At 58.8% G+C, this 21,290-nt stretch carries 23 protein-coding genes and 2 pseudogenes; 15 read left to right on the top strand and 10 right to left on the bottom strand.

Annotation, left to right across the window (positions count from 1 at the left end):
- Window position 1 precedes the first annotated feature (1 nt).
- The 3 genes from R6X40_RS29860 (at window position 2) to R6X40_RS29870 (ending at window position 3,119) form a co-directional block, all read left to right on the top strand.
- Complete coding sequence (locus R6X40_RS29860) at window positions 2–883, top strand: sugar ABC transporter permease (RefSeq protein ID WP_318418653.1); 882 nt, start codon at window positions 2–4, stop codon at window positions 881–883.
- The gene (locus R6X40_RS29865; RefSeq protein ID WP_318418655.1) at window positions 880–1,731 is read left to right on the top strand and encodes a carbohydrate ABC transporter permease; all 852 of its coding nucleotides are present in this window, start codon (window positions 880–882) and stop codon (window positions 1,729–1,731) included. The genes R6X40_RS29860 and R6X40_RS29865 overlap by 4 nt, the downstream gene beginning before the upstream one ends.
- Window positions 1,732–1,808: 77 nt before the next feature.
- A complete protein-coding gene (locus R6X40_RS29870) occupies window positions 1,809–3,119 on the top strand; it encodes an extracellular solute-binding protein (RefSeq protein WP_318418657.1) in 1,311 nt (436 codons plus the stop codon).
- 273 nt (window positions 3,120–3,392) lie between these two features.
- On the opposite strand, the gene R6X40_RS29875 is transcribed toward R6X40_RS29870, so the two are convergent.
- Entirely contained in the window at window positions 3,393–3,896 is a 504-nt protein-coding gene (locus tag R6X40_RS29875) for a hypothetical protein (protein WP_318418659.1), read from the bottom strand.
- Window positions 3,897–4,217: 321 nt separating this feature from the next.
- Here R6X40_RS29875 and R6X40_RS29880 point away from each other — a divergent pair, with 321 nt between their 5' ends.
- Window positions 4,218–4,688: a hypothetical protein gene (locus R6X40_RS29880; protein ID WP_412178495.1), complete on the top strand. Its 471-nt coding sequence runs from the start codon at window positions 4,218–4,220 to the stop codon at window positions 4,686–4,688.
- Window positions 4,689–4,882: 194 nt separating this feature from the next.
- On the opposite strand, the gene R6X40_RS29885 is transcribed toward R6X40_RS29880, so the two are convergent.
- The 5 genes and pseudogenes from R6X40_RS29885 to R6X40_RS29905 form a co-directional block, all read right to left on the bottom strand.
- Window positions 4,883–5,860, bottom strand: coding sequence for an antitoxin Xre/MbcA/ParS toxin-binding domain-containing protein (locus R6X40_RS29885; RefSeq protein WP_318418660.1), 978 nt, complete (start codon window positions 5,858–5,860; stop codon window positions 4,883–4,885).
- Between the two features lie 301 nt (window positions 5,861–6,161).
- Window positions 6,162–6,785 (bottom strand): ATP-dependent Clp protease proteolytic subunit, encoded by a 624-nt coding sequence (locus tag R6X40_RS29890; protein WP_318418662.1) that lies wholly within the window; start codon window positions 6,783–6,785, stop codon window positions 6,162–6,164.
- A 44-nt stretch (window positions 6,786–6,829) separates the two neighbouring features.
- Window positions 6,830–7,189: pseudogene (locus R6X40_RS29895) on the bottom strand (SRPBCC family protein).
- Complete coding sequence (locus tag R6X40_RS29900; RefSeq protein ID WP_318418663.1) at window positions 7,186–7,500, bottom strand: metalloregulator ArsR/SmtB family transcription factor; 315 nt, start codon at window positions 7,498–7,500, stop codon at window positions 7,186–7,188. The pseudogene R6X40_RS29895 and the gene R6X40_RS29900 overlap by 4 nt, the downstream one beginning before the upstream one ends.
- Before the next feature lie 328 nt (window positions 7,501–7,828).
- Window positions 7,829–8,353, bottom strand: a complete 525-nt coding sequence (locus tag R6X40_RS29905) for a hypothetical protein (RefSeq protein WP_318418664.1) — start codon at window positions 8,351–8,353, stop codon at window positions 7,829–7,831.
- 97 nt (window positions 8,354–8,450) lie between these two features.
- Between R6X40_RS29905 and R6X40_RS29910 the strand changes: the two genes are divergently transcribed.
- Both R6X40_RS29910 and R6X40_RS29915 read left to right on the top strand, forming a co-directional pair.
- The gene (locus R6X40_RS29910) at window positions 8,451–8,585 is read left to right on the top strand and encodes a hypothetical protein (protein WP_318418665.1); all 135 of its coding nucleotides are present in this window, start codon (window positions 8,451–8,453) and stop codon (window positions 8,583–8,585) included.
- 67 nt (window positions 8,586–8,652) lie between these two features.
- Window positions 8,653–8,913 (top strand): hypothetical protein, encoded by a 261-nt coding sequence (locus tag R6X40_RS29915; protein ID WP_318418666.1) that lies wholly within the window; start codon window positions 8,653–8,655, stop codon window positions 8,911–8,913.
- 185 nt (window positions 8,914–9,098) lie between these two features.
- Here R6X40_RS29915 and R6X40_RS29920 read toward each other — a convergent pair whose 3' ends face one another.
- A complete protein-coding gene (locus R6X40_RS29920; protein WP_318418668.1) occupies window positions 9,099–9,920 on the bottom strand; it encodes an IS1595 family transposase in 822 nt (273 codons plus the stop codon).
- Between the two features lie 438 nt (window positions 9,921–10,358).
- Between R6X40_RS29920 and R6X40_RS29925 the strand changes: the two genes are divergently transcribed.
- Together R6X40_RS29925 and R6X40_RS29930 are read left to right on the top strand one after the other, a co-directional pair.
- The gene (locus tag R6X40_RS29925) at window positions 10,359–10,754 is read left to right on the top strand and encodes a type II toxin-antitoxin system RelE/ParE family toxin (RefSeq protein ID WP_318418670.1); all 396 of its coding nucleotides are present in this window, start codon (window positions 10,359–10,361) and stop codon (window positions 10,752–10,754) included.
- The gene (locus R6X40_RS29930) at window positions 10,726–11,028 is read left to right on the top strand and encodes a helix-turn-helix domain-containing protein (RefSeq protein ID WP_037068639.1); all 303 of its coding nucleotides are present in this window, start codon (window positions 10,726–10,728) and stop codon (window positions 11,026–11,028) included. The genes R6X40_RS29925 and R6X40_RS29930 overlap by 29 nt, the downstream gene beginning before the upstream one ends.
- A 233-nt stretch (window positions 11,029–11,261) precedes the next feature.
- Here R6X40_RS29930 and R6X40_RS29935 read toward each other — a convergent pair whose 3' ends face one another.
- A complete protein-coding gene (locus tag R6X40_RS29935; RefSeq protein WP_318418730.1) occupies window positions 11,262–11,924 on the bottom strand; it encodes a transcriptional regulator in 663 nt (220 codons plus the stop codon).
- Between the two features lie 303 nt (window positions 11,925–12,227).
- On the opposite strand from R6X40_RS29935, the pseudogene R6X40_RS29940 reads away from it, so the two are divergent.
- Window positions 12,228–12,879 (top strand): annotated as a pseudogene (locus tag R6X40_RS29940) (DUF433 domain-containing protein).
- A 41-nt stretch (window positions 12,880–12,920) separates the two neighbouring features.
- Here R6X40_RS29940 and R6X40_RS29945 read toward each other — a convergent pair.
- Both R6X40_RS29945 and R6X40_RS29950 read right to left on the bottom strand, forming a co-directional pair.
- Window positions 12,921–13,388: a hypothetical protein gene (locus R6X40_RS29945; protein WP_318418672.1), complete on the bottom strand. Its 468-nt coding sequence runs from the start codon at window positions 13,386–13,388 to the stop codon at window positions 12,921–12,923.
- A 472-nt stretch (window positions 13,389–13,860) separates the two neighbouring features.
- The gene (locus R6X40_RS29950) at window positions 13,861–14,760 is read right to left on the bottom strand and encodes an AraC family transcriptional regulator (protein ID WP_318418674.1); all 900 of its coding nucleotides are present in this window, start codon (window positions 14,758–14,760) and stop codon (window positions 13,861–13,863) included.
- Between the two features lie 252 nt (window positions 14,761–15,012).
- Here R6X40_RS29950 and R6X40_RS29955 point away from each other — a divergent pair, with 252 nt between their 5' ends.
- The 6 genes from R6X40_RS29955 to R6X40_RS29980 all read left to right on the top strand — a co-directional run bounded on the left by R6X40_RS29955 (window position 15,013) and on the right by R6X40_RS29980 (window position 21,281).
- Window positions 15,013–16,446 (top strand): aldehyde dehydrogenase, encoded by a 1,434-nt coding sequence (locus tag R6X40_RS29955; RefSeq protein ID WP_318418732.1) that lies wholly within the window; start codon window positions 15,013–15,015, stop codon window positions 16,444–16,446.
- Between the two features lie 82 nt (window positions 16,447–16,528).
- Window positions 16,529–17,848, top strand: a complete 1,320-nt coding sequence (locus R6X40_RS29960; RefSeq protein WP_318418675.1) for an ABC transporter substrate-binding protein — start codon at window positions 16,529–16,531, stop codon at window positions 17,846–17,848.
- 88 nt (window positions 17,849–17,936) lie between these two features.
- Entirely contained in the window at window positions 17,937–18,611 is a 675-nt protein-coding gene (locus tag R6X40_RS29965; protein ID WP_318418734.1) for an ABC transporter ATP-binding protein, read from the top strand.
- A complete protein-coding gene (locus R6X40_RS29970) occupies window positions 18,608–19,336 on the top strand; it encodes an ABC transporter ATP-binding protein (RefSeq protein ID WP_318418676.1) in 729 nt (242 codons plus the stop codon). Before R6X40_RS29965 ends, R6X40_RS29970 begins: the two co-directional genes overlap by 4 nt.
- Window positions 19,333–20,259: a branched-chain amino acid ABC transporter permease gene (locus tag R6X40_RS29975; protein WP_318418679.1), complete on the top strand. Its 927-nt coding sequence runs from the start codon at window positions 19,333–19,335 to the stop codon at window positions 20,257–20,259. Before R6X40_RS29970 ends, R6X40_RS29975 begins: the two co-directional genes overlap by 4 nt.
- A complete protein-coding gene (locus R6X40_RS29980; protein ID WP_318418681.1) occupies window positions 20,256–21,281 on the top strand; it encodes a branched-chain amino acid ABC transporter permease in 1,026 nt (341 codons plus the stop codon). The genes R6X40_RS29975 and R6X40_RS29980 overlap by 4 nt, the downstream gene beginning before the upstream one ends.
- The last annotated feature ends 9 nt before the right edge of the window (window positions 21,282–21,290 follow it).

The following is a 21,290-nucleotide window of genomic DNA, read 5'->3' on the forward strand; positions in this document are numbered from 1 at the left end:
TATGGCGGAAAGTTATCGCCGCAGCCAGTGGAGCAATGGCCTTTTCGTTCTTCCGTACCTGTCCGTCTTTGCGGTGCTGCTGGTCTTTCCGCTCTTTTGGGGGGCTTGGCTGAGCCTGCACAAGGTCGATCTCTTCGGCCCCGGCCGCTTTGTTGGCCTTGGAAACTATGCGCGTGTACTGGCCGATCCGGTCTTTTTGCAAGCGCTGCGCAATACCATCATTTTCGTGCTGGTCAGTGTTCCCACACTGGTGGTGCTCGGCTTGTTTCTGGCACTTGCGCTCAACAAGACGACGCGGACGACCTCGTTCCTGCGCGGCCTGTTTTTCTCGTCTTCGGTGCTTTCGGTGACGATCGTGACGCTCATCTGGCGCTTCGTCTTCATCCCCGGCGATGGTTTGCTGGCCGTGATTTCCGAACAGTTCGGGATACAGCCGATCAACTTCCTTTCGACCAGCGGCTGGTCTCTCTTTTCCGTCGGCGTCGCCACTGTCTGGTGGTGCCTCGGCCTGCCGATGATGCTTTTCCTCGCAGCTCTGCAGCAGATCCCGAACGATCTGTACGAGGCTGCGGCCCTGGACAATGCCAGCCCTTGGCGGGTGCTGATCCGCGTGACACTGCCGTCGATTGCCCGGACGATCATGTTGGTGACCATCATCCAGATCGTCATGCAGTTCCAGCTTTTCGGCCAGGCGCAGATCATGACCAATGGCGGCCCGAACGGCACGTCTCGACCGCTGGTGATGTATATCTACGAAGTGGGCTTCGTGCGTTGGGATGTCGGCAAGGCCGCCGCAGCCTCCGAGTTCCTGTTTCTCATCATTCTCATAGCGGCGATGGCTCAATACGTGGTCTCGACCCGCACGTCGGAGGCCTCCGAATGAGCACGGATCAACGGACCTACCGCCCAGAGGCGCTCACCGGTAACCGGACGCTGCTGACAATCGCCATCATCCTCTCCGTGGTGATGATGGCTCCGGTCGCTTGGCTCGTCGGCCTTTCGATCAAGGATAACAAGGAGCTGATGCTCGGAACGGAATCCGTTTTCGAGCTGCCCTACACGCTCGTCAACTACGTCAACATCATCTATTCATCGCAGGCGTTCGGCTGGTTCTTCAACAGCCTCGTGGTGGCGATCGGGCAGACGGTTGGCGTGCTGATTCTGTCGTCGCTTGCTGGTTACGCCTTCGCCCGCCTCGAATTTCCGTTCCGCAAGACGATCTTCGTCATTGTGCTCTTTGGCCTCGCCGTGCCGGAACAGGCGGTCATCATCGCCCGCCATCAGATGTTCAACTGGTTCGGCCTGCACAATTCCTATATCGGGCTGATGCTGCCCGGCATGTCGTCTGCCTTCGGGGTCTTCCTGATGACCCAGTTCTTCAAGGCGATCCCCAAGGAGATCGATGAGGCTGCAGTGCTCGACAACGCCTCGCCGTTGCGGATCTTCTGGAAGGTGCTCTTGCCTCTGACGCTACCGGCCCAGGCGACGCTTGGCATATTCACGTTCCTGCATGCGTGGAACGACTACTGGTGGCCGCTGATCTCGGCCACGAGGAAGGAGATGTTCACGCTTACCATTGGCATCGCCTCGTCGCAGACCAATTTTGCCCAGAGCGAAGGGCTCGGTTTCCTCAGCGCTCAGGCGGTCTTTGCCAGCCTGCCAGTGTTGATCGTCTACGTGATTTTTCAGCGCCATATCGTCACTGCGGTATCGGGTGGCGCCGTGAAGTGAGTGCCGCTGCGGGCAGGAGGAATGGCCGCAGTGGGTTTCAACGGGGCAGGGAGCCCCTTCAAAGGGAGAGATAGACCATGAGACGTTTTCTACTCAGCACGGCTGCGCTGATTGCGCTGACCTGCGCCACCTCGGCTCACGCCCAGACCAAAATCGAACTTCAGCGCTTCTTCGGTGCCTGCGATGCGGACTATGGCACGGTTACCGACGTGTCCAAGGCAGTGGGCGAATGCGGCATCATCACCTCGCTTATCAACAAGTTCGAAGCTGACAACCCGGATGTCGATGTCAACGTGACCACCGTCGAATGGCCCGGCTACGATCAGCTCAATGCCCAGCTCGCGTCGGGGGCTGCTCCTGATGTCGTCTCGATGCATTACTCTGCGATCTCCGACTACCAGTCACGCGGTTTGATCGACCCGGTTGACGAAGTCCTTTCCACACAGGGCATCTCGCCCGATAACTTTACCGATGCGGCGCGGGGCGGCGTGACCAAGGAAGGCAAGATGTTCGGTCTGCCCTTCGACAACTGGACCATGCTCTTTCACGTCAACATGAACCTGATGAAGCAGGCAGGCCTCGTCAACGCTGACGGGACGCCGATCCTGCCGAAATCCGCCGACGAGTTGATTGCTCAGGGCAAGCAGTTCAAGGAAAAGACCGGAAAGCCTTACCTCGTTCAGATTCTTGCCAACGAGACAGCGGCCTATGCGCGCGTCCTCTACACGCTGTTGCAGCAGCAGAATGCCGACTTCTTCGCTGATCCGACCAAAATCACGCTGAACACGCCGGAAGCCAAAAACGTCGTCGAGCTGATGAAAAAGATCAAGGACGAAGGCCTGTCCACGACCGGCCTCGACTATGCAGCGGCCGTTTCCTCCTTCACCAATGGCGATGGCGGTATTGCCGTCAACGGCACCTGGCTGATTGGCGATTTTGTTGCCCAGTCGGAAAAGGAAGGCACAGCGCTTGCAGGCGGCTACACCGTCTATCCTGTTCCACAGCTCTACCCGGGCCAGGACAGCACCTATGCGGACGGCCATAGCTGGGTCATGCCGCACAAGGACCGCACGCCGGAACAGACCGAAGCCATCGGCAAGCTCTTCAAGTTCTTGGCTGACAACGACTTCCAGTGGGCGCGGACCGGCCATCTCCCGGCGGTCAAGGCAGTCTTCGGCATGCCGGAATTCAAGTCGCTACCACATCGTGAGAATATTGCCGAGATTGCGCAGACCGGCCGCTCGCTGCCGGGCGCCGTTCAGCGCCAGTTCGCCATCCAGGACATTATTGGCGAAGAAGTCGGCGCGGCCGTGAACGGCGACAAGACGATCGACCAAGCCCTTGGCAGCGCCGAGAGCCGTATCAACGACCTGCTTGCCAATATCTGATTGCTACAGTTCGAATGCACTCTGGCGGCGCAGGAATCGAGTTCCTGCGCCGTTCTGTTCCGTTGAGGGCGCGTAAAAAAAATCCGGAGCTGCTTTTGTGTTCGTTGGCTTCCCTGAAGTAGCGAGTTGACTTTGAAGACGCTACTCGACCAAGCTGACTCGCCCCGCGCTGAACGGATCGGTTGGCTGTCTGTTGGTGGCATGATCCGGCTCGGCTTATCCGAGAACACCGCCACGCGGATTCTGTGTATATATCCGACGTCGGCCGCCTGTTCATCGCGATAGTCGGATGTCGCTGGTAACGACATTCCTGCCAGTCTTCAAATCCTTGTCGGTGGTCCGGAGCCGCAAGCCATGCGTGCCTATTTTCTCAATCGTCATCGCGGCGCTCCGATCACCGTTGATCTCGCGGCTCCAACGGACCGCGAAGCTGATCGTGCCTCCCTTTCTCGTTCCTGACAGGCTGGAGGGACGCCCAGACGGGCCGATATAGGTCCCGCCATAATGCGCACCTGTTGCCCGGATGTCGGCCGAAACCGCCCTGCGTACGACAAGCAGTCCTCGACACTGGCCTGACATCGAGAGAGCCGTGCCGCTTGGTTTACTTGCAAACTTGCAGGTCACGTTCACCGGCGAGGAGCCAATCCTTGTGATCACGATGCCCCTGCCGGACCAAGTGCCGCCAATCGACTTGAGGAAGCCGCTTTCATCCGCAAGAGCAGCCTGGGAAAGCATAGAAACGAAGAGGCCAATGGCCGCCGCGAGAACGGTTTTCATGTGTGGTCCTTTGGCATATGGGAACTCATTATCCACAATGGCTTTTCGTACAAAAAGTTCCGCCTTCGGTGGTATCTCTGCCATTCATGCGATCGCCCGGACGCAACGACGGTCTCAAAGCATGAAGAATTACTGGCTGCGATATAGAGATATTTGTTCCATAATAACACTTATGTGACTGATTTATGTAGGTGGGTGGGTTCAAGGATGAAGTGCGACATGCCAATGATTACAATGGCTTCACTTTGGAGATTTTGGCATGTCTCGATGCTACACGCAGATCACTCTCCCCGGGTCTGGTTGACGTTTGGGAGAATGCAGATGGGATTGATAGCGATGAGCGAGCGTGATCTGCAGCGGATTGAGGTTTTGTCGAAGGTAACGGCTGGCCGTATGACGATGGTGTCGGCGGCGCATGTGCTTGATCTGAGCGAGCGCGCCGTTCCGCAGGATTGGTCGACCTTGCGGCTGAACCATGAGGAAGCCGATATTCTCGCAGGCGCCGCCCATGTCCTGCGCTTCGGAGACAACGAAGGCGAGACGACCACGCCGATCAAGGCGCAACAGTTACTTATACCCCGCCGCCACGACGACCGCGCCAAAGATCTCTTGACCGTCTGGAACGTGGTTCAGGAAAACGCCATCAAAGGCGGGTTGCGTGGCGTGGGCCGCGCCGATCTCGGTAGGCCGCGCCGTGTGAAGTCCCGCGCCGTGAATGGCATCGATCAGGATATCAAGCTCAACAAAGCCCTTTGGCTCCTCGGCGAAAGGATGGCGGCGCTGAAGGCGTGAGCAGGCAAGCACATGCGCCGCCGCAAGAGGCGGAGCAACGCCTCCGCGCTCGGTCCCTTTTGTTTGCAAGATGATGAGTCTTGGCCACCGATGTTTGCCGTTTGCCTGTCCCTCACCGCTATCCAAGCGGCGCGTGCCAGGACGAGAGATGCCCCGAAGCCCCATCCCTCGCACTCCCTTCCCACCCGTGAAGTTCAGGATTTCGAGGACAAATCGTCCTGATCTCCAGCCTTGTCGAGCTGTTCGCGTATATAGGTTTCGATATAGTCGAAGACCTCGACCGCACCGGTATCCGTCTCGATCAGATCGATCGGGCGACGGCCGCCGAGATGTGCGCTCTCCCGGCGCGCCCATTTCAGGACTTCGCCTTCGGTGCGCAGCACCGGGCGGGCCATCTCCAGCATCTTCGCGAGGTGATGCGGTTTCGCATACCATGAATGCGGTTTGACACTGGCCCGGCGACGCCCGGGGACGACATCCGGCAATTGCGACGTCCGCAACTCGTCATCGGAGATATGCCGCCTGACCCAATGAGCCAGCTTCGCCAGTGACACGTTTGCCTCGCGTTCGAGTTTCCCGCCCGTGCCGACCTTTCGCGTCGGGATCACCAAGCCGCGGACGATATGCGGGCAACGCGCCTGCAACATCTCCAACGCCGGGGTAAGGTCGGTATCGTTGGTGACGAGCACCACTTGGTCGACCTCGCCGCTCAGGGCGTCGTCGTAGAGCTGAAGCGCCAGATTCACATCCGATTGCTTTTCCTCCAGCTTCCAGACCTGTATCTTGTCGCAATCGCGTGGCCAGCGCTTCGGATCGTCGGCTGGAACAATATGCTGGTTGGCCTTGTAGAGCGAATAATTGCCCATCACGAAAGATAGCCGACCACCGCAATGCGTCGTCAGCGCATTGTGATACTGGGCCTGGGATGATACGGAATCCTCACCTTTGGCCGCGCTTTCTATGATCTTCGCAGTGAAATACTTGATCGCGCAGTCCGGATGGAGCGTCATCGTTGCCGGCGCGTCGTCCGGCGCTGGCCGGAAGAGGATCGACGGCAGAATTTGCATTTCGAACAAGGTCAGGACGTCGAGCCACTTAAAGGCGGTCTTGCGCAAGCAACCATAGTAGAGATTGTAGCCGTCGATATAGACGCGTGTTCGTAACGCTGACACTCCTTGCTCCCAAGACATAAAAAAACCGGCTTGCGCCGGCTTTTTCCCCCAACCGCCCGGAGCGCATGTCTCTCAGGATACTGGGTTAGTTGTTAGCTCTCAACATAGTGTCGAGTGGCCCTCTAGTCAACCGATATCGACGGCCACCCACGCGCTGAAACCCGCGATTTCGCCGTGAATTCATCGGCATGCAATGCAAGCTCCCCCTTCTGGGCGGAAGAGATGGGTACGGAGCCGATTACCCCATCTATGCTGATTTCTCCAATACTCTCCATTGTTTCCGGATTGCACCCGGCTCGTTTCACGTCGCATCGGCGCGGTCGGTGGCATCTTCCCGAACCTGCAGAATGCGGTCGATAAGGCCCCATTCCAATGCCTCTTCCGCCGTCATGAAGCGGTCGCGATCCATCGCTTGCTCGAATTCTTCGTAGGTGCGGCAGCAATGCTTGGCGTAGAGCCGTGTCATGCGATGCTTGGTCTTCTGCATTTCCTCGGCATGGATCAGCATGTCCGATGCCTGCCCCTGGAATCCGCCCCGCGGTTGGTGAATGTGGATGCTGGAATTGGGAAGCGCAGTGCGTTCGCCCGCCTGGCCGGACATCAACAGGAACGAGCCCATCGAGCGGGCGGTCCCCATACACAGCGTATGCACAGGGGCGTGAATGTAGCGCATCGTATCGTACATCGCGAGACCGCTGGTTACGACGCCACCTGGCGAATTGATGTAGAGATGGATCGGGCTTTTGGAGTTTTCGGCTTCGAGAAACAACAATTGTGCGCAGACAAGCGCTGCGACCGTGTCGTTTACCTCCCCGTTGAGGAAAATGATCCTCTCACGAAGCAGGCGGGAATAGATGTCGAAAGACCGCTCTCCTCTGCTGGATTGTTCGACGACCATAGGGACGAGTTGCATTGCTTCGCGCATCGGCGAACTCCAATCATTCGAGATTTTGGGGAAGGCTTACCGCGTCAAGCGGCGAGCATGAGGGTCGGGCCGTTGCCGTTGGCGACCGTTTTTGCCAGCCGCTCGAAGGTCGCGCCGGTCAGCTAGTGGACGATCCGCAGGCTGGTTCCGCCCGATCCATTCGGGGTAACCGTGAAAGTCACGGTGCTCTCGAGATGGGGCGGGGTATCGTCGCGCAATTTGTAGCGGATTTCCTTGCCCGACGTTTCGGAGAGCGATTGTGGGTCAGCAAGCGCCTCCCTCGGCAGCCACTTCTCCCGGAATTCCGCGATGCTGATCGCCCGCCAGACCTTGTCCGGCGACGCGTCCAGTTCGTATCTCTGCTCGAAACCGCTTTCCTGCACCTCGGCTTTCACGTCCTTCATTGATCCATATCCTTCAGCAAAAGCTTGAGAACGTCGATGCGTGCCGGCCAGTAGGCGCGGTATTTCGCCAGCCATTGGGCGATAAGCGCCAGCCCGTCCGGATCGACTTCATAGTTCACGAAGCGGCCCTCCTTTTGCTCACGCACCAGCCTCGCCGCTCGCAATACGGCGAGATGCTGGGACATCGCCGGCTGGCTGATATCCATACCCAGCCGCAGCGTGCTGGCATTCATGCTGCCGTTCGCCAGCTTTTCGAAAATCGCGCGGCGGGTCGGATCCGCCAGAGCGCGGAAAATATCACGTTCGATCATGACAACACATAAGCACACACTTATGCGATTCGCAAGCCTGCTTGGAACCGGGCCGGAATTTCGTGGTGGGCGGATTGACTCGAGTTCCAAGCGCCCTGTTTGCGGCGCTGATCATGGCGCGGCCGATCGTTTCACGTCGCGCTGGCGCGATCGGTGGGCAAAGTCTGCGCGCAGCGCTGAAGTCGGATGATCTAAGCACGAACTTCCTTCCACAGCCGCTTGGCCGCCGCAACGCGTCGCGCTCGCCACGGTTCGCTAAATCACTGGTCAGATTGAACATCCGATGCGTGACCCAATGCGCATTCAAGGAGCCAGATATCACACTGGTTCAACGTTCGAACCGCTCCAGCATCTGCTTCAATTGCGCATTCTGCAGCCGTAGCTTACTCGCCAGTTGACCCCGAAGTACCCTAATTTCTTGATCCAGGCTCATCTCGTCGGAAATTGTCGGAACGAATGGAGCTGTTTGTGAAACAATAGCGACTGCGTCTATCTTCTTGGCACGGCCTCTCCTTTTGGCCGGCGCGGCTTTAGCCATCGGTTCAACCCTCGCAACGGAATATGCGAGCGTGGTGCCGATATCAGATGACGCCGGACCAGAGGTCTCCGCTCCCTCCTCGCTATCGCTCTCCCTCGTGCCCTGAATATCGCTTCCGGTTTCCGCCAGCGGTTCAGGCTCTGCAGAAACCGGCTCGGATTGAACGATCGGCTGCGGATGTTCGCGGGTTGGCTGATCGGCGAGATTGAAGTTCTTCTTAACAGGAGTTTCAGTCGAGCGCGCAATCGCCAACTCGTCCGGTTTGACATCCTCGATCGAGCCGTCATTCTGGCCTTGCTGGCGTCGCAGCGACACAAGTCGGGTAAGAAACTTCCGGCATTATGGAGCAAGTGCCACAAGATTCCGATGAGGGCTGATGCTATCTCCTGAGGGTGCTTCGGGGGTGTTGCTTATGGTGGAAGTCGTAGACGAATTGAAAGTGAAGTTGGCCGAGATCGACGGCAAGATGGAGGAGTTGCGTCGCGAAATCGTCGTTCTCGATGATCAGAAGGCGGCATTTGAGAAGGTGATCAGGGTACGATCCTGACTTTGAACTGGCTGGGCCGCCTTCGAAGGCACGTCGCGCCTCGTCACGCGGAACGGCAAGCGGTCGCGTGACAGAGCTTTTGAAGGGCAAGAACAACCGTCACATCGTGCTCGACATCCTGCGCCGCTCCGAGCGTCCGGCGACGACGGCCGAGATCGCCGAGGAGTTCGCAAGCGAGGCAGGCCTCGGGAGCGAAACAGCACGCTTGGAGTCCGCCCTCACCAGCAGGTTCTCCGCGACGTTGAACGGTCTGGTGAAGCAGGGACTGGTTCGACAGGCAAGCACCGCCGAGGATGGCCGTCGCCACCTCTGGGAGATCAGCCGCTAGTTCGGCGGCTCACCCTGGACCCACACTTGGTCGACGATGTTCTGGGCCGCGCACTGCCAATATCCGCAGAGGTTTCGCGACACCGGCCTCGAGGTGATCGTTCGCAGGAGATCGGCGAACTGCCAGCGCAGTCCCATGTAGCGCGTGTCCTCCTTCCACGACAACATCGCCATGTACCAATCGAGCTACTTCGTCGAGAAGCGGTGGTTGATGCCCTTGTAGGCCTTTTCCACGCGGCTGAAGACGCTCTCGATAGCGTTCGAGTTCGGCCCGTCGTCCTCCTGATATTGCAGGCTGTGGTTCACACGGTGCATGGAGACAAGGCCAATGAGATCGTCATACGCCTTGTGTTCGTCTGCGATCAGGACGGCCTTCGCATCGACATGCTTGGCCACGGCCGCCCAGGCATCCCTGCCGTTCCCATCCATGATGACCCGCGTCAGCGTCCGGTTCGGGGCGTGTTTGTTCGCCTCTCTTAGCGCCAGGACGCACATGCGTTTGCCGTTCTGGTTCTCGTTCTTGCGGCCGTCCTTGCGGTCTTCCTTGTTATTCGCTTTGCGGAGGACGCCGCCGACATACTTGCCATCGATCTGAACCAGCCCTTGGAGCGTGATGGCGCTGCGGCGAAGTCCAACAGCCTCTCGAAGCTTCTGAAGCAGGACGTATGCGGTCTTGTATTGGACGTTGAGCTTGCGGCTCAGATGGAGCGCAGCCATGCCCTTGGCGGCCGTGATCTCCTCCCAGATCGCCATGATGATCTTCTTGAACGATAGCTTCCGGTTGGCGAAGACCGTCCCGGACGTTACCGAAAATTCGGCACGACATTCCGGCTCCGAGCATCGGAAACGGCGGCGACGCACGCTGTACGGCTCCAGGCATCCACAGCGATGGCGATAGGGCTTGCCGCCGTTGTCGGCCCAGCGGAAGTCTACAAATAGCCCATAGGCGTCGTCTTCGCTGAGCGACCATACCTTCTCAGGATCGAGATCGCGGCCATCCGGACGCAACAGTGGATGCTGCCCGAAGCCTCCTTTCGGGTCAGCCCAGGCGCAACGGTCGTATTTCGAACCTCCGGTCTCCTGCGGAGAAGGGGTCGTAGGAGTTCGGCCTGAGGATGGGAATGCGCTTCTGGAGCATGTTCAGGTTTCCGTTCGATACGCGAGACATAGGCGGACGACTCCGTCGAAGGACGGAAACGAAAGGTCAGCGCTCTATTCGTACCGATCTGAACATAAACGCTTCGGTAGCAGAAAGTGGATTAAGAGTCGAATCGACGCTTTGGTGCACCACTTTTGAGAGGTGTTTCGATCGCAAAAGCTTCGAGGAATATTTATGTTCAGGACCACAGATCAACTCAAGGATGCGGTGACTACCACAAGTGCCATGAGAGATTATTGCGATAACCGTCTTGATGTCTGTATTACGGAGTGATATATAAATTGCCAGTGAGAGTTTTGAAGGATGTGGAGTTTAACAACTGGGCCATCGAATACGGCGTAACGGATGAGATGCTGTGTGTGGCCGCAAAAGAGATCGAGGACGGCCTCGTCGAGGCCCGCCTCGGCGGCTTTCTTCTAAAGAAACGGGTTGCCGCGCCGGGTCGAGGCAAGTCAGGAAGTTATCGGACCATCGTTGGCCATCGGCAAGCTGACAGGCTCATTTTTGTTCATGGTTTCGCGAAAAACGAGACTGATAACATCAAGAAGAACGAGAAGGCCGCCCTTCGAAAGCTATGCGATGTCTACATGGGCGCTGACGACAAAAAGCTCGCTGAGATGATTAAAAAGAAAACCATACTGGAGATTGAGTGCAATGAGCCGGATACTGAAGAACGTACATAAGTCTGCTGAGCGACTGCACGAAGCAGGTTTCGTCGACGACATGACGATGAGAGAGTTCGACGCGCTTTGCCTCCCTCCTTTGCGTGATTATTCTCCCGATGAGATCAAGAAGATCAGAGCAGGGACGAAGGCAAGCCAAGCTGTATTTGCTAGCTTCATCAACGTTAAGAAAATTACTGTTGCCGCGTGGGAGCAGGGAAGCAAAAAACCAAACAGCACAGCTATCAAGATTCTCGATCTTGTTGAGCGTAAAGGGCTGGATATCCTTCGCTAGGATATCAACCAGGTCCTTGATTAAATGCCCACCCTGCGGGCATTTAATATTAGGGATACAACCTAAGTGTTTGTGGCACTTGCTCCATAATGCCGGAAACTTCCAGGGAGACGCCATCACTTCGACCTCGCGTTTTATCCCGCAAGCAGGGTGCGAGCTGACGTCCCGGCGGCGGTTGTAACCGCCCCCAGATATTCATCCCGGTCAGCCCGCGATCGGCCGCCTACCCAATATCAATTGAGCTTCAGCCGCTTCCGGAGATCGGCGTTTTCGGCCCGAAGTTTTTCCGCCAGCAGCTTGCGCAGTCTTTGGTTCTCTTCTTCCAGCTGCGGGATATCCGCAATCTCATCGCTCGGCACGGCCGGTGCGGTTTGCACCGTCCTCGGAGCGCGTTTTATAGGTGCACGCCTTGCGGAGCTAACAACGTCGACCAACTTCGCCTTTCGTCCCCGCTTCTGCTTTCCAGCACCTTCAGTCGAAGCAAGTACGGGTTTTGCTGCAGAGTCGCCGACTACGTCTTCGGGCGCTACCTTAGTGGCGCGAGGTCTACTCTGCTTTTTTGGCGCGATAGGCGTTTCAACAACGGCCGGCGCATCAGTAGTGGTCATGGTATCGAATTCGTCGGCCATCGTCGTCTTCTCTTTTACTGCCGCAGTTGTGTGTTGCCCATTCGTAGGTGTCAACAAGAGTGCTGCCGGCGCAGCTTTCGACAGAGAGACTTCGCCGGCGGATTTGCTTATCGGGCGCCTATCCAACACGGGGGGCATCGCTTCTTCGAGCACATCTAGCGATACGGACTTGAGATCAATGGTGCCCCAGATCGAGTTTGATTTGGGATCTGCTCTCCGCCGCCCGGATTTATATTCGACGGCAAAACTGCGTTGGATTTTTTTCAATTTTGAAGGCCCTGCGTAACCGAGGAGGGGCAGCGACATTTTCAGCGTCGCCTCTGGGACTGCTGATAACGAAAGCCAACGCCTCCGTCCAGTCCGTTGCAACTTACCGGGGCACGCTCGGGTCCGTTCTAAGTGTGCAAGTCCCATAATCGTTATCGACAGGGTGGGTTGATGCCTCCGAACTGTCTTTCCCAATGCCTATCCTATTCCCTTCGCAAAACCGTTATCTCATTTCAGCGCTTGAATTTAGAGGTGCTCCAATATGTATTCCGACGTACCGGAAGATTTAATCAGGAGGCCCACATGCCCGCTGTCGCGGAAATGCTGAAGGCGAGTGAGGCCGCAGTCGTCTCGCGCGTGAGCCTGCGTGACGTCAATCGCGTCATCGATGAGCATATCCTGCCCGACGCTTTTGTCTCTCTCGACAATGGCCGACACGTTCTTGCAGGCGCTTGTTCTTTCATTGCTTTCTATTTTGAGAGCGCAAAGCGCCTGACTTCGGAAGAAAGGCTTTTTGCCATCAAGACGGTTGGTCCGAGGCTTATGCACTCCCGCGCTCGCCTGGGCGGCGCTGCTGCGCGAAGACTGGATTGTGCGCGCCGAATTCCTGACCATCGACCTTTTACCGTTTGTGAGGGGCATAAGCGAACGGCTGGACGATCTTGCTGCCGCACGCGAAATCGTCACCACATCGGACGACGTCCTCGGCGGCACGCCCGTCATCCGAGGCACCCGTGTACCGGTATATGATGTCTCCGCATCCGTAGTCGCAGGATATCCGATCGCACGCATCCTTGAGGCCTATCCCGGCCTTGATGGCGAAAGGATAAGGCTCGCCTCAGTCTATGTGGAGGCAAATCCCCTACGTGGTCGACCTCGCACCGCTGGGAGGCTTCCCGAAGGCTCAACCATCATCACCGATCGCCACGTTCTTCGCCCCAGGAAGGCGGGATGACGTTTCTGATCGACGAATGCCGTCTGACGATCCGCATGTACTCAGCGACCTTGCGCGCTATTACGGCGCTGTAGGTCCGCCCGCTTCGACTGCGCCTTATCCGCCCATTCGTCCTCGGAAATTGCGCGGTTCGAGCCATCCTCAATCCCATCCATTGCCTTTCGCACCTGACTTCGGAACCACGCATCATGTTCTCCGGCTGTATGGAGTTGTCGCTGACGTTCCGCCGTATCAGGGCGCTTGCGTTCCACGGCAGCAGCGTCATATTCGGTCATGTCGATTTCGAACCGTTCAAGTCCAAGCTCGTCATGAACATAAGCAGCAGCCGTGTTCACATTCCGCCAGATGCGCATCCGGCGCGATCGTTGAGCGGCCACAGCTCTTTCGTTGGCTCTATATTTCACGAGAACGGCAAACCCGCCCGGCTGGCCAAAAACAACGGCACCGTGGAGCGCGTGAGCGGTAGCCAGGTTTTTTACGGCCTTGCCATCGATTGTCTGCGGCTGCATGGCAATGCCCTTCTGATATAAGTGACGCGTTTATCTAATGCTTGCGCAGAATCGCTATTCACGCAACGGCTTCGCCTTCTTTGTGGGTTAGGTTGAAAATACGGATAAAAGGCTTGAACATAGAAAAACACGCAATAGCATAGTCTTGCAAATATCGTGAATGAGCTGTCCAAAAATGTAATCCTTCTCGGACACGAAGATTGATTCTGCAGCCTATTGAAATCATAGGGAATTTTCAGCACCCTCATGCGCAACATTTCCGAACACTTATCAGACGGAACTTTTTAGTCGTGTTTTCAACCTACCCCTGCATGATCAACCTGAATCGCGGTGATTTGAAGTGTAATTCATGGGACTACAACCAACCCTCGCGGGTCCATATGTAGGAAATATCAACACCGGTACATTCTATTTCCAAGTGCGACATAGACCATCATGGCATGATTTCAGAAAGAAGGATTGGCCCCGTTCCCTACGGCCAATCGGCGTAGCCGGATGATAGAGGGTTGCTGTTTGTCCGGTCATTGGCGCGGGCCACCTGACGATAGCCGGCGGGTGAAAGTCCGGTCTTGCGTTTGAAGAAATGGCTGAAATAGGTCGGGTCACGAAAACCGAGACTGTCGGAAATCTCCTGGATATTGCGGGCGGATCGCTCCAGCCTGAGCTTTGCCTCCTGCACGACACGCTCGTGCAAAAGCTGGATCGGCGAGCGGCCCAGTGTTCGCTGACAGATCGAATGCAGCCGGTCGGCCGTCACGCCCAGTTCGTCGGCATAGTCGCTGATCGGCCGATGCTGGCGGAACCAGACCTCGACCAGCTGCCGGTAGCGCTGCAGGATCGAACCGCTTTCGCCGCGCCCACGCTGTTCTCCTTTTTCGCCGCCGGAGCCGCGCCAGACGGCCATCAGGATCAGCCGCATATAGGCCGAAGCCACCATCCAGGACGCGCGGGTGGGATCTCCGAGTTCGCGCACAAAGCCGGAGATCAGCGGATTGATCTCGCTCACCGAGAGAGCATCAGGCTGTTCGATCAGCTTCATCTGCTCGATAAAGATGCGCAGCGAGTAGGACTCGACCTTGTCGCCGATCGCATCGACCATGATCTGCGGCGATGCGCCAATCAGATAAGCCTCGGCACCAGCCCCGATTGAAACCTCGCAGCGGACCTGCGGCGGCAGGAAAGCCAGAGCCGGGCCATGCAGGGTCCGATGCTCGCCATCGTCGAAATGCAGTTCGCCTTCGCCGTCACTCACCAGGACGAAATGATGAAAATCGGCATACAGCCCCTTCTGGAACCGGATGCGCCGATGCGATAGCGACGGCTCCCGCCACTCGCCGCGCGCATGATGATGTATGCCTCCGTCCGTCGCCACCTTTTCCCCCTCGATCAGCGCCAACAATGGCTGACATGCCAGATAAACACAATATTAAGCCGATAAATCGCATTCCATCTGTTGAAGTTCGGCGTAGTCTTCCTTCATCAGCCTTTGGGAGGAGGCACTTCAACATATCCCTGCAGGACACGCGGCATAGAGGCCCGGCCCTGGCGTGTGTCTTTCCCCCATTGGAAAATGCAGGCCTGACCTGCTGATGAATGGGTGAAGACAGTGTTCGTGGCAAAGCTGATGATCAACGACGAAGCGATGGATGCATCCGATGCGTCCACCTTCGAGCGTATCGATCCACTGACCGGAGACGTGGCGACGATCGCCCCGGCAGGCTCGGTCGCCGACATGGCCAAGGCCGCCGGTGCGGCTGCCGCTGCCTTTCCAGCGTGGTCGGAGACCGGTCCGGGCGAGCGCCGCAGGTTGCTGAATGTCGCAGCCGATATCCTCGACCGCCGCACCCCGGATTTCATTGCCGCAATGACCGCTGAGACCGGTGCAACGGCGCAATGGGCAGCGATCAACTGCGGCCTTGGCGTCGATATTCTTCGCGAGGCGGCAGCGATGTCCACGCAGGTCACCGGTGAAATCGTCCCATCGGGCATTCCGGGAAACCTTGCCATGGCCGTGCGCCAGCCGGCTGGCGTCTGCGTCGGTATCGCCCCCTGGAATGCGCCGATCATCCTTGGCACCCGCGCCATCGCCATGCCGCTCGCCTGCGGCAACACCGTTGTGCTCAAGGCTTCCGAACTCTGCCCGAAAACCCATGGCCTGATCGGCGACGTGATGCGCGAGGCCGGTTTTCCGCGCGGCGTTGTCAATGTCGTCAGCAATGCACCAAAGGATGCTGCCGCCGTCGTCGAGGCCTTGATTGCCCATCCGGCCGTGCGCCGCATCAATTTCACCGGTTCCACCCGCGTCGGCCGCATCATCGCCGAATCCTCGGCAAGGCATCTGAAGCGCTGCCTGCTCGAACTCGGCGGCAAAGCGCCTTTCATCGTGCTCGCCGATGCCGATATCGATGAGGCCGTCCGTGCTGCGGCCTTCGGCGCCTTCATGAACCAGGGCCAGATCTGCATGTCGACCGAGCGCATCATCCTGATGGACGAGATTGCCGATGAATTCCTCGGCAAGTTCCGTATCAAGGCCGCAACACTCGTGGCTGGAAATCCTCAGGACGGCAGGGCGCCGCTCGGAACGCTGATCAATGGCGAAGCCGCCCGGCGCGTCAGGACGCTGATCGATGATGCCGTGCAAAAGGGCGCAATGCTCGTTTGTGGCGGTGCCCCCCATGGCACCCTGATGGATGCCACGGTGATCGATCATGTCACGCCCGCCATGCGCATCTATCGCGAGGAAAGTTTTGGCCCTGTCGCCGCCATCATCCGTGTCGGTAGCATCGATGAGGCCGTGACCGTTGCCAATGACAGTGAATATGGCCTGTCATCGGCGGTCTTCAGCCGCGACATCAATGCCGCTCTTGCCGTCGCCAAACGGCTGGAATCCGGCATCTGCCACATCAATGAGGCAACCGTCTCCGATGAACCGCAAATGCCCTTTGGCGGCGTCAAGTCGAGCGGTTACGGCCGCTTCGGCGGCAAGGCCGCGATCGACGAATTTACCGAACTGCGCTGGATCACCTTGGCGTCTGGCAAACGGGATTACCCGATCTGATCGCCAAAGCGGCGGAGCCGATCGGCTGACAATGACGAAACGAACGGGCTGGGAGGCCCGCATAAACGGGAGGAACGATTTTATGAACGACACTTTCCAAAACGGAAAATTTGACCCTGCGGCGCTGACCCGCCGCTCTTTCATGGCAGCAACCGCAGCCGGTGGTGCCGCACTGGCTCTGTCGAGCCGCGTGGCTTTTGCCCAGAGCGGCGACACGTTGAAAGTCGGCTTCATCAGCCCGCGCACCGGGCCACTTGCCGGGTTTGGCCAGACCGATGGCTATGTGCTCGATCTCGCCCGCAAGGCGCTGGCCAACGGCTTTCAGGCAAACGGCAAGACATTCCAGGTCGAAATCCTCGATCGCGATACCCAGTCCGATCCGTCCCGCGCCGGCCAGCTGGCCAAGGATCTGATCAACAATCAGGGCATCGATCTGATGCTCGCAGTCTCGACCCCGGAAACAATCAATCCTGTCGCAGATGCTTGCGAGGCCGCTGGCATTCCCTGCCTCTCCACCGTCATGCCTTGGGAAGCCTGGTATTTCGGCCGAGGCGCCAAGCCGGGCGCCCCCTCCCCGTTCAAGTGGACCTTTCATTTCGGCTTCGGCGTCGGCGAATTCCACAAGACTTATGTGTCGCAATGGAACCTGATCGAGACCAACAAGAAGGTCGGCGTGATGTATCCGAACGACGCCGATGGCAACGCCATCCGCGCCAATCTCGCGCCGCTTCTCGCCAAGGAAGGTTTTACCATCATCGATCCCGGCGCCTATGAAACCGGCACCACCGATTTTTCGGCGCAGATCGCCCTGTTCAAGAAGGAAGGTGTCGAAATCTTCTCCTCCTTCCCGATCCCCCCGGATTTCGCCGCCTTCTGGCGCCAGGCCGCCCAGCAGGGTCTTACCCGTCAGATCAAGATCTGCCAGGTGGCAAAGACGGGCCTCTTCCCCTCCGATATCGAGGCGCTCGGCGACCTCGGCGTCAACATTTCCAGTGCCGCTTATTGGCACAAGGCGTTCCCCTACAAATCGTCACTGACCGGCGTTTCCGGCGCCGAGCTTGCCGATGGCTATGAGGCGGAAAGCGGCAGACAGTGGACCCAGCAACTCGGCGCCAGCTTGTCGCTGCTCGATGCCGGGTTCGAAGCCTTGAAAACGGCAACCGATGCCAGGAACAAGGAAGCCGTCGCCAAGGCAATTTCGACGTTGAAGACGACGACGATCGCCGGCAAAGTCGATTTCACTTCCGGCCCGGTCGCTAATGTCTCGCCTGGCCCGATCATCGGAACGCAATGGGTAAAGGCGCCAGAAGGCTCGAAATTCCCGCTCGATTATGTCGTCACCGAGAATGCTACAGACCCGAATGTCCCGGTCGCGGCAAAGCTTATCGCGTATAACGGATAAGAACACAGTGCAGATCGCAACTCACCAGCAAGGGGCGGGAGACCCTTTTCTCTCGGCCAAGGGAATCCACAAGCGCTTCGGTGCGCTTGTGGTTCTCGACAATGTCGATTTTTCCATGGGCCAGAGCGATGCCATCGGCATTGTCGGCCCGAATGGTGCAGGCAAGACGACCTTGCTCAGCGCGCTCGCAGGCGCATTCCCGCCGAATGCAGGCACCATCATCTTCGATGGCCGCAACGTCACCGCGTTGTCGGCGGCGGAGCGCTGCCGCTCAGGCCTGGTCCGCACCCATCAGGTTCCCAAACCCTTCAGCGGCATGACGGCGTTCGAGAACGTCTTCGTTGCCGCTTCGCATGGCGATGCTGTCAGCCGTGATGAAGCCTATGAGCGCGTCATCGACAGCCTGACGCTTTGCGGCATGCTGGGCGTTGCCAACCGGCAGGCCGACACGCTGGGCCTGCTGGACCGCAAGCGGCTTGAACTTGCCCGTGCTCTGGCAACCAAGCCGAAGCTGATGCTGCTTGACGAGATCGGTGGCGGCCTGACCGACGCGGAGGCCAGCGAACTGGTGACAACCATCCTCGAGTTGCGCCGCCGGGGCATCGGCATCGTCTGGATCGAGCATATCGTTCATATCCTTCTGCAGGTTGCCGAACGGCTGATCTGCATGGATGCCGGGCGGATCATCGCCGATGGGGAGCCGTGCGCCGTCATGGCCGATGCCAGCGTCGTCAAGGCCTATCTTGGGGGTGCGCCCGCATGACCATCCTTTCCGTTCAAAATCTCGACGTCCGCCATGGCCTGCTGCAGGCGGTGCGCGATGTCAGCTTCGACCTTACCAAAGGCGACGTGCTGGCGCTGGTCGGCGCCAACGGCGCAGGCAAGACCACGCTGCTCCGCTCGCTCGCCGGAGCCCACCTCCCCGCCTCTGGCCGCATCATGCTGAACGGCGGCGATATGACCGCCGTGCCCTCGCACCAGCGTATCGCCAGGGGCATAGCGCTGGTGCCGGAAGGCCGGCGCCTGTTTTCGCAAATGACCGTTGAGGAAAACCTGTTGCTCGGCAAAAGTGCAGGCAGAAACGGCGAGTGGACCGTCGACCGCGTCTTTTCGGCCTTTCCCAATCTTGTCCCCCGCCGTCATGCGAAGACCGGACACCTGTCCGGCGGCGAGCAGCAGGCAACGGCGATCGGCCGGGCGCTGATGAGCAATCCGGATATCCTGCTGCTCGACGAAGTGTCGCTCGGCCTATCACCGCTGGTGGTCGACCGCGTCTATGCCCAGCTGCAGACCCTGCTTACCTCGGGCACGACCATCATTCTGGTCGAGCAGGATCTCGGCCGCGCCATGGCCGTCGCCAGCCGTGTCATCTGCATGCTTGAAGGCCGTGTCGTGCTTGACAGTCCTGCGAAAAGCGTCACGCGAGACCAGGTGACGAAGGCCTATTTCGGGCTCCACCGCGACAGTGCCGGGAGGGCGGCATCGTGATCGACACACTCATTCAGGGCATCCTGCTCGGCGGCTATTATGCCGTCATCGCCTGCGGCCTGTCCTTCATGTTCTCCGTCATGCGGATCATCAATCTCGCCCATGGCAGTCTGGCCGTTGCGGCCGCCTACGGCCTCTGGCTGCTTGCCTCGACATTCGGCATCTCCCCCTTTGCCGGCCTTCTCATCGTGCTGCCCGTCATGGCGGCAGTTGGCTGGATGCTGCAGCGTTACCTGCTGGAACGCAGCGCCCGCGGCGGTGCGCTCCTGCCGATCCTGACGACGTTCGGTCTTGCCATCGTCATCGACAACCTGATGTTCGAACAGTTCGGTGCGGACACCCGCTCGCTCGCCCCGTTCATCGGCAGCCTGTCTTATGATAGCTGGGAACTGCCGGGCGGGATCTATGTCGGCAAGCTGGCAGTGATGACGATGGCAACCGCGATTGCCCTTCTTGGTGGCCTGCAGTTCTTTCTCAGCCGCTTTGCGCTGGGCCGCGCCATCCGGGCCACGGCCGAAGACCCCGATACGGCCGGTCTCGTCGGTATCGATGCCCGCAAGGTCAATGCATTTGCCGCAGCCATCGCCATGGTCACCGTCGGCATTGCCGGGGCGTTCCTTGGGATGCGCGCCACGTTCGATCCCTATTCGGGCGGACCACAACTGCTGTTCGCCTTCGAAGCAGCGGTGATCGGCGGCGCCGGTTCGCTCTGGGGTACGCTGATCGGCGGCATCGTGCTTGGACTTGCACAGTCGCTCGGCGCCCAGATCCATCCGCAGGGCTTTCTCATCGGCGGCCATGCCGTCTTTCTGGCTGTGCTGTTTGCCCGGCTCTTTCTCACCGGCGTTCCCTTCATCGGCAAGGCCGGCTTCAGCAGAACCGGCCTCTCCAAAATCCGCGCCGCGCTCCGGAGCACACCATGACCCTCGTATCCAACGGCATCTCCATCGAGCGCTGGACGCGCTCCTCGCGATTGGCGCTTGGCGGCGTCGCGCTGGTGCTGGCACTCTTTGCCATTGCACCGCTGACGCTCGGTGCCGGCGCCATCGACCGGCTGACGGCGTTGTTCATCTACGTGATCCTTGCCGCCATGTGGAATGCTCTTGCCGGTTTCGGCGGCCTCGTCTCCGTCGGCCAGCAAGTGTTCTTCGGTCTCGGGGCCTATTTCACCATCCGGCTTGCCGATGCCGGGCTCAATCCATTCGTGTCGCTGTTTGCAGCGGCACTCCTGACCGGCGTGATCTCGCTGCCCCTGTCCTTCTTCATGCTGCGGCTGAAGGGTGGCGAATTTGCCATAGGCATGTGGGTGATCTCGGCGTTGACACATATGCTGGTCAACCTCGACCGCCTGATCCAGGGGGAAACCGGCACGTCCCTGATCTCGCTGAATGCCTATGACAACAGCGCCCGCCGGGTGGTGATCTACTGGCTGGCGCTTGCCTCGATGGCCGCCCTGCTCGGCATTCTCTTTGCCCTGCTGCGCAGCCGGGCCGGAGCCGCCATCCAGGCAATCCGAGACAACGAGGATGCTGCCACATCGCTCGGGGTGCGCGTCCTTGCCACCAAACGGCTGCTGTTCGTGCTTGCCGCTTTCGGCATCGCGGTCGCCGGTGCGCTGTGGCTGGCGACATCTACGACTTTCCAGCCAAAGACCTATTTCAGCGTGCAATGGACAGCCTACATGATCTTCATGGTGCTGGTCGGTGGCATCGGCAAATTCGAGGGTGCCATCCTTGGCGCTGTGCTGTTCTTTGTCATCGAGACCTTCTTCGGAGCGATGGGCGTCTGGTACCTGATCGGCCTTGGCGCAACAGCGGTGCTGTTCTCATTGTTCCTGCCGCAGGGCCTATGGGGTGAGATCGAACGCCGTTTCGGCCTGCGGCTGCTACCGGTCGGCTACCGCGTCAAATTTCCCGGCCCGGCTAAAATTCAATGGAACCAATAATATATCCGG

Origin of the sequence: Rhizobium sp. PL01 (assembly GCF_033447125.1) — a bacterium.
Classification (GTDB): Bacteria; Pseudomonadota; Alphaproteobacteria; order Rhizobiales; family Rhizobiaceae; genus Pararhizobium.

Excerpts from the sequence above, each read along its gene's own strand:
- R6X40_RS29860 (WP_318418653.1), top strand. The coding sequence starts at position 2 with ATGGCGGAAAGTTATCGCCGCAGCCAGTGGAGCAATGGCCTTTTCGTT.
- R6X40_RS29865 (WP_318418655.1), top strand. The coding sequence starts at position 880 with ATGAGCACGGATCAACGGACCTACCGCCCAGAGGCGCTCACCGGTAAC.
- R6X40_RS29870 (WP_318418657.1), top strand. The coding sequence starts at position 1,809 with ATGAGACGTTTTCTACTCAGCACGGCTGCGCTGATTGCGCTGACCTGC.
- R6X40_RS29875 (WP_318418659.1), bottom strand. The coding sequence starts at position 3,896 with ATGAAAACCGTTCTCGCGGCGGCCATTGGCCTCTTCGTTTCTATGCTT.
- R6X40_RS29880 (WP_412178495.1), top strand. The coding sequence starts at position 4,218 with ATGGGATTGATAGCGATGAGCGAGCGTGATCTGCAGCGGATTGAGGTT.
- R6X40_RS29890 (WP_318418662.1), bottom strand. The coding sequence starts at position 6,785 with ATGCGCGAAGCAATGCAACTCGTCCCTATGGTCGTCGAACAATCCAGC.
- R6X40_RS29900 (WP_318418663.1), bottom strand. The coding sequence starts at position 7,500 with ATGATCGAACGTGATATTTTCCGCGCTCTGGCGGATCCGACCCGCCGC.
- R6X40_RS29910 (WP_318418665.1), top strand. The coding sequence starts at position 8,451 with ATGGTGGAAGTCGTAGACGAATTGAAAGTGAAGTTGGCCGAGATCGAC.
- R6X40_RS29930 (WP_037068639.1), top strand. The coding sequence starts at position 10,726 with ATGAGCCGGATACTGAAGAACGTACATAAGTCTGCTGAGCGACTGCAC.
- R6X40_RS29945 (WP_318418672.1), bottom strand. The coding sequence starts at position 13,388 with ATGCAGCCGCAGACAATCGATGGCAAGGCCGTAAAAAACCTGGCTACC.
- R6X40_RS29955 (WP_318418732.1), top strand. The coding sequence starts at position 15,013 with ATGATCAACGACGAAGCGATGGATGCATCCGATGCGTCCACCTTCGAG.
- R6X40_RS29960 (WP_318418675.1), top strand. The coding sequence starts at position 16,529 with ATGAACGACACTTTCCAAAACGGAAAATTTGACCCTGCGGCGCTGACC.
- R6X40_RS29970 (WP_318418676.1), top strand. The coding sequence starts at position 18,608 with ATGACCATCCTTTCCGTTCAAAATCTCGACGTCCGCCATGGCCTGCTG.
- R6X40_RS29980 (WP_318418681.1), top strand. The coding sequence starts at position 20,256 with ATGACCCTCGTATCCAACGGCATCTCCATCGAGCGCTGGACGCGCTCC.